The 12,893-nt window shown below is 69.1% G+C and carries 7 protein-coding genes and 2 pseudogenes; 3 read left to right on the top strand and 6 right to left on the bottom strand.

Features of this window, described 5'->3' with window-relative positions; translation table 11 throughout:
- From H0U68_RS06915 to H0U68_RS06940, 6 genes and pseudogenes are all read right to left on the bottom strand, one after another.
- Nucleotides 1-324 (bottom strand): annotated as a pseudogene (locus H0U68_RS06915) (hypothetical protein); the annotation flags it as partial.
- Nucleotides 308-853, bottom strand: a complete 546-nt coding sequence (locus H0U68_RS06920; protein ID WP_296353968.1) for a hypothetical protein — start codon at nt 851-853, stop codon at nt 308-310. The gene H0U68_RS06920 and the pseudogene H0U68_RS06915, both read right to left, overlap by 17 nt.
- Entirely contained in the window at nt 850-1,479 is a 630-nt protein-coding gene (locus H0U68_RS06925) for a PilN domain-containing protein (protein ID WP_296353970.1), read from the bottom strand. Before H0U68_RS06925 ends, H0U68_RS06920 begins: the two co-directional genes overlap by 4 nt.
- Before the next feature lie 5 nt (nt 1,480-1,484).
- Nucleotides 1,485-2,297, bottom strand: a complete 813-nt coding sequence (locus H0U68_RS06930; protein WP_296353971.1) for a hypothetical protein — start codon at nt 2,295-2,297, stop codon at nt 1,485-1,487.
- On the bottom strand, nt 2,294-3,841 hold the full coding sequence (locus H0U68_RS06935) for a GspE/PulE family protein (RefSeq protein WP_296353972.1): 1,548 nt from the start codon (nt 3,839-3,841) through the stop codon (nt 2,294-2,296). The genes H0U68_RS06930 and H0U68_RS06935 overlap by 4 nt, the downstream gene beginning before the upstream one ends.
- A 10-nt stretch (nt 3,842-3,851) precedes the next feature.
- A complete protein-coding gene (locus tag H0U68_RS06940; RefSeq protein WP_296353974.1) occupies nt 3,852-4,688 on the bottom strand; it encodes a type II secretion system F family protein in 837 nt (278 codons plus the stop codon).
- A 20-nt stretch (nt 4,689-4,708) separates the two neighbouring features.
- Between H0U68_RS06940 and H0U68_RS06945 the strand changes: the two genes are divergently transcribed.
- The 3 genes and pseudogenes from H0U68_RS06945 to H0U68_RS06955 form a co-directional block, all read left to right on the top strand.
- Entirely contained in the window at nt 4,709-6,529 is a 1,821-nt protein-coding gene (locus H0U68_RS06945) for a hypothetical protein (RefSeq protein ID WP_296353976.1), read from the top strand.
- Nucleotides 6,530-6,686: 157 nt separating this feature from the next.
- A complete protein-coding gene (locus H0U68_RS06950; RefSeq protein ID WP_296353978.1) occupies nt 6,687-12,044 on the top strand; it encodes an Ig-like domain repeat protein in 5,358 nt (1,785 codons plus the stop codon).
- Nucleotides 11,992-12,893 (top strand): annotated as a pseudogene (locus tag H0U68_RS06955) (IS3 family transposase); the annotation flags it as partial. The gene H0U68_RS06950 and the pseudogene H0U68_RS06955, both read left to right, overlap by 53 nt.

A 12,893-nucleotide genomic window follows, 5' to 3' on the forward strand; every position in this document is an offset into this window, starting at 1 on the left:
GCGCGCTGGCTTCGGCACCGGCGCCTTGGGCGCGGGGGGCGGCGCGGGGGGGGCGACGTTCAGGCTGGCAAACGGGTTATGCACGGCCGTGTCGCTGAAGCGTTCGACCGGACCGGCGGATGCCGTCATCCAGGGCTCGTCCTTGCGGGGCGAGGAGGCAGGCACGGCCGCGCGTGCGCGAGCCGGCGTGGCGGGCGCGACGACGTCGTCGGCGGACCTCGGTGCGTTGAGCGCACTTCCCACCCAGTACGCCGCCCCGGCGGCCAGGACCAGGCCGGTGCCGCGCAGCAGGCGCTTGGCGCGCGTGTCAGCCGCGTTTGCCATTGGAGGCTCCTGGTGCGGAGCCGGCGCTGTCGCTGCCGGTCTGGTAGACGAAAGACAGCTGCAGCACGGCACGCACCTTCGTGCTTGCGCCTGTGTTCTGCTCCACGCGGATCTCGCGCAGGTATGCATGCGGCATGGTGCGCAGCAGCTCGGCGACGAAGGCCTTCAGCTTGGGGTAGTCCTCGTCCACGTGCAGTTCCACGATACGCACGACCACCGGCAGCGACGGCAAGGATTCGGAGCTGTAGTTGATGGGGCCCAGCGCCACGCCCTGCTGCTTGGCGACGCGAAACAGCGCGCTCACGTCGTCCAGCTGCGTGAAGTACGGCGGTGCAATCAGCGCGGGGCTCTCCGGCGCGGGACTGGTGACCACGGCAGGACGCAAGGCGGGCACAAGGGCGACCGATGCCGCCAGTTCATCCGCGCGATGGTTCATCGTCGCGGCGCCTGCCAGCAGGCCGAAGCCGGCGACAATGGCCAGCAAGCCGGCCACCACGGGCCAGCCCGTGGGCATGCGCCTGCCGATCACGGGCGCACTCCCGCCGGGGGCGGCGCCAACGCCCCGGCCGTCACGGGGCCGACCATCGGCCGGCCACGCGGATCCCACAGCACCGCCAGCTGGAAGCGGACCACCGGCGCGCCGGCGCTGACGGCAGGCTGCTGCGCCATCAGCTGCGCCTGGCGGATGTACGGATTGGCCTCCAGCGCACGGATGTAATCCACCAGCACCGTGTTGGACACGGCCAGGCCGGTGAGGTTGACTTGCGCCGCGTCGGCCTGGGTTTTGCTGGGGGCGAGCGACACCACCGTGGCGCGCCCCTCGACTTGCTGGCCGGCGGCTTCCAGCGCATCGAACAATCCGGTCCACGACATGCGCAGAATGCGCTGCAGATCCTGCTGGGCGCGCATTTTCTCGAGCGCGGCCGCATCGACCGGCTGGACACGCTGGGCGGCGGCCGCCTTGCGGGCCCGGGCGTCCAGCAGCTCGCGTTGCCGGCGCACGTTCTCCTCGGCAGTCCGCTGCGCTTGCAGGCTTTGCTCGAACAGCGAGCCGCAGAACACCGCGAACACCAGGCCCACGATCAGCGTGAGCCAGCTCGCCCGGGTGTGGCGGCTGGCCCCAGGGGCAACGTCGAAGGGATCGCGCACGAACATGGCTGCTATGCCCTTGCGCCGGACGCCGTGTCCGGCCAATGGATGCGTTGAACGGCGTCCGGGTGCGGTGCGGCTTCGCCCGCGCGGAAGCGACGGATCGCGGCTTCCAGCGCTGCGTCGTCGTTCTGCGCGCCGCCGGGCACTACGGGAATCCAGCCGCGCCAGCTGCCGGTCAACTGCCCGTGCGAAAAGCGCAGCAGCTGCACGCTGCCCAAACGCTGCGCGTCCCTGCCGGCCTCGGTCCAAACCACGGTGATGGGATCGCCCGTGTTGCGGCCCGCCGCCGCCGCGGACAACACCGCCGGGCGGCAGCTGGCGAAGCGCAAGCCGTGCTTTCCCGCGAATTCTTCCAGGGCCGCGAACACATTCCTGTCCACGCACGACACCAGCAACTGGCGCCCGTCCGGCGACACCTGCCAGCGGATGACCTGTGTTTCGGGCGCGATGTGCAGCATCTGCCGCACCCAGGCCTGGGCATACGATTCGCGCGCGGACGCGGGCAGGGACTTGGCATCGCCGTCTTGCAGCACCATCAGCCCGAGATGGGCATGCTCCAGGCCGAGCTGCACTTCCAGGCGCAGCCCGCCGAGCCCCGGGACGTGGCGGGTCTTCAGCTTCGCCGCCGCCTGTTCCAGCAATGTGGAAAGCGCCGCCTGCTGCGCCGCCATCGGCACCTCGATGTGCGCGACCGGCGTATACGCTGTCTGGCCGCCGCCAAGCAAGGAGCGCAGCACGCCGCGCATGCCTCGTTTTTCAGGGCGCAACACCTCGGCGCGCAGGTGCGCGCTGGACAGGGCCATCGCCAGCCGGTTCTTCACGTCAGCTCCAGCGGCGCGACGCGGTCGACTTCTTCTGTCGTGGTGAGCCCGCGCTGCGCCAGGGACAGCGCCGACTGGCGCAACCCCTGGAAGCCTTTATCGCGCGCCAGGCGCTTGACCGCCGTGATCGGCGCATGCTGCACCAGCAGGTCGCGCATCTCGTCGTCGATGGGCAGGGTTTCGGCGATCGCCAGCCTGCCCTTGTAGCCGGTGCCGCGGCAATGCGCGCAGCCCACCGCCCTGGTCAGCTGCACGCCGTCTTCCGACACCCGCCGTGCGCACTGCGGGCACACGGCGCGTACCAGCCGCTGCGCCATGATGCCGGTGAGCGCTGCGACCAGGCTGTAGCTGTCCACCCCCATGTTGGAGAAGCGGCCGATCACGTCGAACACGTTGTTCGCGTGCACCGTCGTGAACACCTGGTGGCCGGTGAGCGCGGCCTGCACCGAGATCTGCGCGGTGTCGCTGTCGCGGATTTCGCCCACCATGATCTTGTCGGGGTCGTGCCGCAGGATGGAACGCAGGCCCTTGGCGAAGGTCAGCCCCTTCTTCTCGTTGACGGGGATCTGCAGCACGCCGGGCAACTGGTACTCGATCGGGTCCTCGATGGTGATGATCTTGTCCAGGCCTGTGTTGATTTCCGAGATGGCGGCGTACAGCGTGGTCGTCTTGCCGCTGCCGGTGGGCCCGGTGACAAGCAGCAGGCCGTAGGGCAGGTGCGCAGCGCGGCGGATGAAGGCCTTGACCTCGGGCTCGAAGCTGAGCGCATCCAGCGTCAGCGATTCGAACTGGCCCGTCAGGTGCTTGCGGTCCAGGATGCGCAGCACAGCGTCCTCGCCCACCATGTTGGGCATGATCGACACGCGGAAGTCGATCTCCCGCCGGTCCAGCAGCACGCGAAAGCGCCCGTCCTGCGGGATGCGCCGCTCCGCGATGTCCAGGTCGGCCAGCACCTTGATGCGCGAGATCACCTGGTGCGCGGTCTCCAGCCCGTCGATGCGCTTGATGGCCTGCAGCACGCCGTCCAGCCGGTACTTGATGTGCAGCCCCTTGGGCTGCACCTCGAAGTGGATGTCGGAGGCGCCCACCTTGAGCGCGTCGTACAGCGTGGAATCCACCAGCCGCACGGTCGCGTTCGTGGTCGATTCGATGGAGGCCATCGACAGCAGCAGGAGGTTGCCGTCGGCCTGCGCCTCGTCCGCCGGCGCGTCGATGCGCACAGAATCCATGGCGCGCAGGCCTTGTTCCGCCTGGGCCAGGTACGCGGCGAAATCATCGCCGTCCACCAGCGCCCGCACGAGGCGGCGCGGCGCGGCCCGCTCGATCAACGGTTCGAACCACAGCTGCGTGTCCAGGTCGGCCGCGTTTCGGCACACGAACACCAGCGTGTCGCCCTCCTCGCCGAAGCGGCCGATCACGCAGCCTCGGCGCTGGCATTCGGCGAAGCTTGCCACGCCGAAATCCGGCTGCACGCGGCCCAGATCGGCGAGCGTCATCGGCTGCAGGCCGTAGCGGGCGGCGAGGTCGGCGAGTGCGCTGGTCATGGCGGCGTGGTCAGGACACGCTGGAAGCGAGGTCGAAGATCGGCAGGTACATCAGCACCACGATGCCGCCGATGACGAAGCCGAACACGATCATCAGCAGCGGCTCGATGAGCCGGCTGACGATGTCGATGTTGCGCTGCAGGGAGCGCTCGTAGAAGTCGGCGATGCGGTCCAGCATCTCCGCCAGGGCGCCGCTGCGCTCGGCCACGCCCAGCATGCTGGTGGCGATCACGTCCGAGAGCCCGCAGCCCGAAAGCGCCGCACTGATGGCGACGCCCTGCTGCATCCGCAAGAGGCCGGCCTGCAGCCGCTCGCGGTCGGCCGGGCCGAGCAGGTCCATGCTGAAGACCAGCGCCCTGTGGATCGGGATGCCGCGCGAGGTCAGGATGGCCGTGGTGCGGTACATCTGCAGGTGCTGGAATTCGCGCACCACGCCCGCCACGCCGGGAATACGGGCCAGCCATTTCCTGCGCGCATCGGGGCTGCGCCACTGCGACACCAGCAGCATGGCCAGCGTGGCAAAGGCGCCGAGCATCAGCAGCGGCGCGGCGGGATGCGCGTCCGCGAACTGCCCCCAGGCCATCAGCCATTTGGACAGCAGCGGCAATTCGCGGCCGCTGCCATCGATCAGCCGCGAGAAGCGCGGCACGACCACGCCCAGCAACAGCATGACGACGACCGAGCCCACGGCCAGCAGCAGCAGCGGGTACACGCAGGCGCCGACCACGCGGTCGCGCACGGCGCGCAGGCTTTGCTGGTGGCGCGCATACCGCGACAGCCCGGTGGACAAATCGCCCGTCTGTTCGCTGGCGGCGACCGTCGACCCTTGGCGAGTTGTGGAGCTCAAGCCTGCACCGCAAGCTGGTTGTGAGCGGGCCGGCCAACGCCATCACGGTCCATCGCGGAGACGGGACCATCGTTTCATTCGCGTTGCAAGCAGGCACCTACGTGCCCGAAGCAAACGTCAACGACCGCGTGCAGGCGGTGTCCGGCGGATACCAGTACGTCGATGCCGCCCGCATGACGGTCGAGAGCTACACATCGCAAGGACGCCTGACCCGCGTGGACGGCGCGGACGGATCGTCGCTGACCTTCACGTACAGCACGACGGCAAATACCCAGGCACCGGCGCCAGGCTACCTGCTGCAAGCCGCAGATGGTGATGGCCGGGCGCTGAACTTCCAGTACACCCTTCCCGTCGGCCTCACCGGTGCCGATGCCTTGACGAAAGGCGTCATAACGCGTGTCAGTGATGCCGCAGGGCGCAGCATCAACATCGCCTACGACGGCCAGGGCAATCATCAATCGACGACCTGGCCCGACGGCAGGGCGCTTCAGTTCCGCTATGAAAACAGTGCCACCCCGTGGGCGATGACGGGGCGCATCGACGAAAACAGCGTGCGCGACGCGGATTGGTCCTACGACTCCCTGGGCCGCGCGTTTGCAACGGCGCGGCCGTTGGGCGCGGAAAGCTATGCGGTGGAGTACCAGGTGCCGCCGCAGGCATTCCTGCACGAGTGGGAAGACCGGCCCGCCGCGCTGCTGTATCGACGGTACGAAACGATTCTTCCGCAGGGCATTTCGATCACGGGACCGAACGGGCTTTCCTTCTCCTGGGATGCGACTTCGGTGCTTGGCACTCCTCAGATGACGGGCGCGAGCCAGCCCACGGGCTCTGGGTCCACGGCTTCCAACAGTGCGATGACTTACGACGCGGTGGGCAACGTCTTGAGCAAGGATGATTTCCAGGGGCAGCGGGTGTGCTATGCGTACGACGCGAGCAACCGCGAGACGGTGCGGGTGGAGGGATTGGCGACGATGGCGGCGTGTTCGGGGGTGATTGCAGCGGGGGCGACGCTGCCTGCTGGGTCGCGCAAGATCACGACGGCGTGGCACGCGGACTGGCGGCTGCCGGTGGTGGTGACGCAGCCGCTGAAGAAGACCACGACGGTCTACCACGGCCAGCCGGACCCGTTCAACGGTGGGGCGGTGGCCAACTGCACGAGCGCGGCGGCGCTACCCAATGGCGCGGCGCTGCCGCTGGCATGCAAGCAGTTGGAGCAGGCGCTGACGGCCGCAGGGGCGGTGGACACCACGGTGGCTGCGAACAGCACCAGCTACACCTACGACGCGGCCGGGCGTGTACTCACGAGCACGGACGCGAACAACCGCACGACCACGAACGTGTACTACGCGGCGACGGCGTTCACGGGGGTGGACCCGGACGCGATCGGGCACACGGCGGGAGACCTGCAAACGGTGAGCAACGCGGCGGGACACGTGACGCAATACACGCAATACGACAAGGCGGGGCGGGTGCGCCAGAGCGTGGACGCCCGCGGCGTGGTGACGGACATCGTGTACACGCCGCGCGGCTGGGTGAGCACGGTCACGCTCACGCCGCCCGGGGCAAGCGGGCGCACGACGGCGTACGGCTACGACAACGCGGGGCAGCGCACCTCGGTGAGCCTGCCGGACGGCACGAGCCTGGGGTACGGCTACGACGCGGCGCACCGGCTCACGGGCGTCACGGACGCGCGGGGCAACGCGATCACGTACATCTTGGACGCGGCTGGCAACAAGACCGGCGAAGAAGTGCGCGACCCGAGCGGGACGCTGCAGCGCAGCATCAGCCGCTCGTTCGATGCCTTGAACCGGCTGCAGCAAGTCAGCGGCGCGGCGCAGTAAGCCTGTTGCGCGGCGGCGGGCACTGACACAACACAACGACAACAACAAAAGGCTGGCGCCAGCAGGCGGCGGCCGCGCGAGAGGGAGCCACGCGATGAGGGCAGCAATAACGGGGTGGGGGGGCGCGGCAGCGCGCTTGGCGGGGCGTGTACTGGTGATGGTGCTGCTCATGCCGGTGCTGTGGGCGCAGGCGCAAGTCAGCGTGGCGTTGACCTCCAGCGCGAACCCGACCAACGCGGGGCAGGCGGTCACATTCACGGCAACGGTCACGGGCAACAGCCCGACGGGACAGGTCACCTTCCGGGACAACGGCAGCGCATTGGTCACGCGAACGCTCAACAGCGGCGTGGCGACCTACACGACGACTGCCTTGGGCGCGGGCACGCACCCGATCACGGCGCGCTACCTGGGCGACGCGAACAACGCGGCGACCACCTCCAACACGGTGAACCAGCAGGTCAACGGGGTGGCGACGAGCACCACGCTCACGAGCAGCCCGAACCCGTCGACGTACCAGCAAAACGTCACGCTCAAAGCGGTGGTGAGCGGCGCCAGCCCGACGGGCAACGTCACCTTCAAGGACGCGGCGACGGTGCTGGGCAGCGCCGCATTGAGCGGCAACACGGCCACCTTCGTCACCAGCAGCCTGCTGGCCGGCAGCCACAGCTTGACGGCGGAATACGCGGGAGATGCGACCAACAACGCGAGCGCGTCGGGGCCAGTGACGCAGACCGTGACGGGAACGCCAACCAGCACGGCCATCAGCAGCTACAGCGCGAGCTCGCTGTACGGCAGCACGATCACCTTCACGGCGACGGTCACCAAGGCGGGCGGCAACGTGAGCACCGGCGCGGTCACCTTCATGGACGGCGCCAACGCGCTCGGAACGGCAAACGTCGGCGGGGGCAGCAGCGCGACGCTCAACACCAACGGGATGCCCGGCGGCACGCACTCGGTCACGGCCGTCTATGGCGGCAGCAGCATCAATGCCGGCAGCACCTCGGCGCCTGTCACGGTCACGGTCAGCCCGGTAGGGAGCGACGTAAACCTCTCGGTGAGCACGGCCAGCGCTGTCTATGGGCAGGCAGTGACGCTCACAGCCAACGCCACTGCACAGATGGCGGGCAGCTACCCGGCGGCGCCTGCGGGCTCGGTCACCTTCAAAGATGCCGCGGCGAGCATCGGCACGGTGAGCGTCACGGGTGGTACCGGCGCGCTGACCGTCTCGAACCTCGGAGCAGGCAGCCATGCGTTGAATGCGAACTACCTGGGCGACGGCAGCTACACAGCGAGCACCACCAAGAGCGCATCCACGCTCACCATCAGCAAGGCGAATACAACAACGACGGTGAGTTCGAGCGCCAACCCTGCGACGTACGGGACGAGCGTCACGCTGACGGCGACGATCGCGGGCGGCTATGCGCCCAGCGGCACGGTCACCTTCAAAGATGGGGCGGCCACGATAGGGACGGCGACTCCCACGGGGGGCATCGCCACGCTGACGACGTCCAGCCTTCAGGGCGGCACGCACGGCCTGACGGCCGTGTACGCGGGGGATGCGAACCACAACGCGAGCACCTCGGGCGTCTTCACCCAGACGATCAACCCGTTCACGACTACCACCGCGCTCAGCACCAGCCCGAACCCGAGCATCAATGGACAAAACGTCACGCTCACAGCGAGCGTGACGGGGCGAACGCCCACCGGCTGGGTCACCTTCAAGGATGCAGCGGCCACGCTGGGCACGACCAGCCTGAGCGGCAGCGGCAACACGGCGACGGCCGTCTTCGCCATCTCCAGCCTGAGTCCGGGCAGCCACAGCCTGAGCGCGGTGTATGGCAGCGACGCGAACAACGCGGCCAGCACATCTTCGGCGGTCTCGCAGACGGTCAACCCGGCTGCCACCACCACGGTGCTGAGCTCTGGGGCGAACCCCGGGAGCTACGCGCAGACGGTCACGCTGACGGCGGTGGTCAGCGGCTTCGCGCCGACGGGCACGGTCACCTTCAAGGAGGGGGCGGCGACGCTGGGCACGGCCAGCCTGGCGGGCAGCGGGGACACGCGCACGGCGACCTTCGCCATCTCCAGCCTGGCAGTGGGCAGCCACAGCCTGAGCGCGGTCTACGCGGGTGATGGCACGAACCCGGGCAGCACCTCCACGGTGCTCACGCAAGCCATCAACAGGGCGGCCAGCACCACCACGGTCTCTTCCAGCGCGAACCCGGCCGGTTACGGGCAGACCGTCACCTTCACAGCCACGGTGGCGGGCGCGGGCACCCCGGGCGGCAGCGTCACCTTCAAGGACGGGGCCACCACGCTGGGCACGGGCACGCTGGCGGGCGGCACGGCGAGCTTCGCCACGGGCGCTCTGGGCGGCGGCAGCCACAGCATCACGGCCAGCTACGCAGGCGACACCAACAATGCGGCAAGCACCTCGGCGGCGCTCGCGCAGGTGGTCAACGCCGCGGCCACCACGGCCAGCATCGCCTCCAGCGCGAACCCGTCCGTCTCCGGGCAGACCGTCACCTTCACCGCCACGGTGGGTGGCGGCAGCGGCAGCGCGACGGGCACGGTCACCTTCAAGGACGGCGCCACGACACTGGGCACGGCCGCGGTCACGGCGGGCGCAGCGAGCATCGCGACGAACGCACTGGCGATGGGTGCGCACAGCATCACCGCGCAATACGGCGGAGACGCGAACAATGCGGCAAGCACCTCTGCGGCGCTGGGGCAAAACGTGAACCCATCCAGCACGGCCACGGTGCTCAGCTCGGGCGCCAACCCGGCCAGCTACGCGCAGACGGTCACGCTGACGGCCACGGTCAGCGGCCTGGCGCCCACGGGCACGATCACCTTCCAGGACGGCGCCACGGCGCTGGGCACGGCCAGCCTGGCGGGCACGGGCAACACGCGCACGGCCGTCCTGGGCGTCTCCAGCCTGGGGGTGGGCAGCCACAGCCTCACGGCGGCGTACGCGGGCGACGGGGTGAACCCGGCGAGCACATCGGCGGTGCTCGCGCAGGTCATCAACACGGCGGCGAGCACGGCCACGCTCACCACCAGCCTCACCCCCTCGGGCTACGGGCAAACGGTCACCTTCACGGCCAGCATCGCGGGCAACGCACCGAGTGGCAACGTCACCTTCAAGGACGGGGCGGCGACGCTGGGCACGGTGGCGCTTGCGGGCAGCGGCAACACGCAAACGGCCGCCTGGGCCGGCAATGCGCTCACTGCCGGCAGCCATGCGATCACGGCGGCGTACGCGGGGGACACCAACAACGCGGCGAGCACCTCGGGGGCGCTCACCCAGGTCATCGACGCGGCGGCGAGCACGGCGGCGCTCAGCTCCAGCCTGAACCCGGCGCCTTATGGGCAGACCGTCACCTTCACGGCCAGTGTGGCCGGCAGCGGCAGCCCTACGGGCAGCATCACCTTCAAGGACGGCACCACGGTGGTGGGCACGGCAACGCTGGCCGGCGGTGCTGCCAGCTGGAGCAAGGCGAACCTAGCGGGCGGCAGCCACAGCATGACGGCGGTGTACGGGGGGGACGCCAACAACGCGGCGAGCACCTCGCCTGTACTCACGCAAACCATCAGCGTGGCCAGCACCACCACCACGCTGAGCTCGGGCCTGAACCCGTCCACGTACGGCCAGACGGTCACCTTCACGGCCAGCCTTGCGGGCGGCGGCGACGCGACGGGGACCGTTACCTTCAAGGAAGGCACGACGGTGCTGGGCACGGCCACGGTGGCGGCAGGGGCGGCCAGCTGGACGACAAGCACGCTGAAGGCTGGCGGCCACGCCATCACGGCGGCCTACGCGGGGGATGCGAACAACGCGGCGAGCACCTCGGCGGCGCTGACGCAGACGGTGGCGGCGTTCACCACGACGACGACCCTCACGGCGAGCGCGAACCCGACCAACGCGGGGCAGACGGTCACCTTCACGGCGACGGTGACGGGCAGCAACCCGGGCGGGGCGGTCACCTTCAAGGACGGGGCCACCACGCTGGGCACGGCCAACCTGGGGGCAGGCGGCATCGCCAGCTTCGCAACCACGCGCCTGGCTCCCGGCAGCCACGCGATCACGGCGGCGTACGCGGGAGATGCCAACCACACGGCAAGCACCTCGGCGGGCTACACGCAGGCGGTGAACATCGCGGCAACGACGATGACCCTGAGCGCGACGCCGAACCCCGCGACGGTGGGGGAGAACGTGACGCTGGTGGCCAGGATCAACGGCTACAGCCCCACGGGCACGGTTACCTTCACCGACGGGGGCACGAGCATCGGCGCGGGGGCGGTCACGGGCGGGGCGGCGACGCTTGCCCTGGCCAACCTGGCGCAAGGCAGCCACACGCTGGCGGCCAGCTACGCGGGGGACGCGAACAACCAGGCGGCAGCAAGTGCGAGCGGCATCACGCTGACGGTGAACGCGCGCAGCGGCTACACCTGGCAATACGGCTACGACGCGATGGGCCGGCCCAACACGGTGATCGACCCGCGGGGACAGGCGACGTACACGTACTACGACAGCCTGGGCCGTGCGATCCAGACGCAGCAGCCGCCCAACACGGGCGCGAGCACGCCCACGGTGACGCAATACGGCTGGAACCTGCAAGACAGCCTGACCAGCGTGACCGATCCGAGGAACCTAAGCACGGGCTACACCCCGGACGGGCTGGGCAACGTCAAGGCGGAAACCAGTCCTGACCGGGGCAACACCGGCAACACGTACGACGCCAAGGGCAACCTGCTGACGAGTACGGATGCACGGGGCAAGCAGACCACTTACGGCTACGACGTGCTGGACCGGGTGACCAGCATCGGCTACCCCACGGGAGCATCAACCACCTTCGAATACGACGGGGGCCCAAGCGGGCCGGCCAAGGAGAAGGGGGAGCTGACCAAGATCACCGATGAATCGGGGCAGACCACCTACACGCACGACGCGATGGGGCGCCTCACGGCCAAGAGCGTGACCATCGGTGCGAAGACCTTCACGGTGGGCTACGGCTGGGGCGACAGTGGCACTGCGCTGGACAAGCTGACCAGCATCACCTACCCGGGCGGCAGCCGGGTGAACTACGGCTACGACGCCAAGGGCTGGGTCACCAGCGTGAGCGTGAACGCGGTGAACGCCAATGGGGTGGGGGTGAGCAGCACGGCCCAGGCGCTGTTGAGCGGCATCGGCTACAACGCGGAGAACAACGTCACGGGCTGGCAGTGGAGCGACGGCAAGGCACGCCCCATTACCTATGACAGCACGGGCATGGTGCAAAGCTACACATTGGGTGACCCGGCGGGCACGGGCAACGCGGCCGGGGTGCTGAGGACAGTAGGGCGAGACGCGGCCGGGCGCATCACGGGCTACACGCACACCAACAGCGGAACCAGCCAACTGAAGTTGAAGTTGACCCCTTTTCACGGACACCTTACCGTAACGGTAGAAGGAGTCCGAAGTGCCCAAATCAAAGCCGCCGTACCCGGCGGAATTTCGTCAGCAGATCATTGAACTTGCGCGCGCTGGCAGGACGCCTGCGGAACTGTCGCGCGAGTTCGGCCCGAGCGCGCAGAGCATCAGCAACTGGGTGGCGCAGAGTGCGCGTGACAGCGGCAAGCCCTTGCCCGGCAAGGAAGGCCTGGCGACGGGCGAACGCGAGGAGATGGTGCGCTTGCGTCGCAAGCTGCGCCAAGTGGAGCAGGAGCGCGACATCCTGGTAAAGGCTACGGCCTGGTTCGCCGCGAGGCACGACAAGACGTCCACACCGTCTTCGAGCTCGTGAGCGCGATCCAGGCCGACCCCGAGCGCCGCCTGAGCGTGCGAGCTGCCTGCCGGGTGCTGGGCGTCTCGCCCAGCGGCTACTACGAGTGGCGCGACCGTGCGCCGAGCGCGCGAGCGATCTGCAACGCCGTGCTCACCGAGAGGATTCGCCAAGTCCACAAGGCATCCGACGAAACGTACGGGATGCCCCGCGTGCGGGCGCAGCTGCGCATGGACGGCGAGCATGCCAGCCGCAAGCGCGTGGCGCGCCTGATGCGCAACGCGCGTATCCGTGGGGTCAGCCGGCGGCGCGGCTTCACGGTCACGACCGAGCGCAACGCGCGCCAGCGTCCAGCGCCCGATCTGGTGAACCGCCACTTCCGCGCCCACGCGCCGGACCAGCTGTGGGTGGCCGACATGACGTACCTGCCGACGTGGGCGGGCTTCGTCTACCTGGCCGTGGTCATCGACGCATTCAGCCGCAAGGTGGTGGGATGGTCCATGGGCGAGCAGATGACGGCCGAGCTCGTGCTGGCCGCGCTGAACATGGCATTGCACACGCGAAGGCCCGATTCGGTGATCCATCACTCGGACCAGGGC

It is taken from the genome of Ramlibacter sp., assembly GCF_013697775.1.
Taxonomy (GTDB): Bacteria; Pseudomonadota; Gammaproteobacteria; order Burkholderiales; family Burkholderiaceae_C; genus Ramlibacter.

Bases quoted from the DNA above. Each gene is read 5' to 3' on its own strand.
- H0U68_RS06925 (WP_296353970.1), bottom strand. From the start codon at position 1,479: ATGTTCGTGCGCGATCCCTTCGACGTTGCCCCTGGGGCCAGCCGCCAC.
- H0U68_RS06935 (WP_296353972.1), bottom strand. From the start codon at position 3,841: ATGACCAGCGCACTCGCCGACCTCGCCGCCCGCTACGGCCTGCAGCCG.
- H0U68_RS06950 (WP_296353978.1), top strand. From the start codon at position 6,687: ATGGTGCTGCTCATGCCGGTGCTGTGGGCGCAGGCGCAAGTCAGCGTG.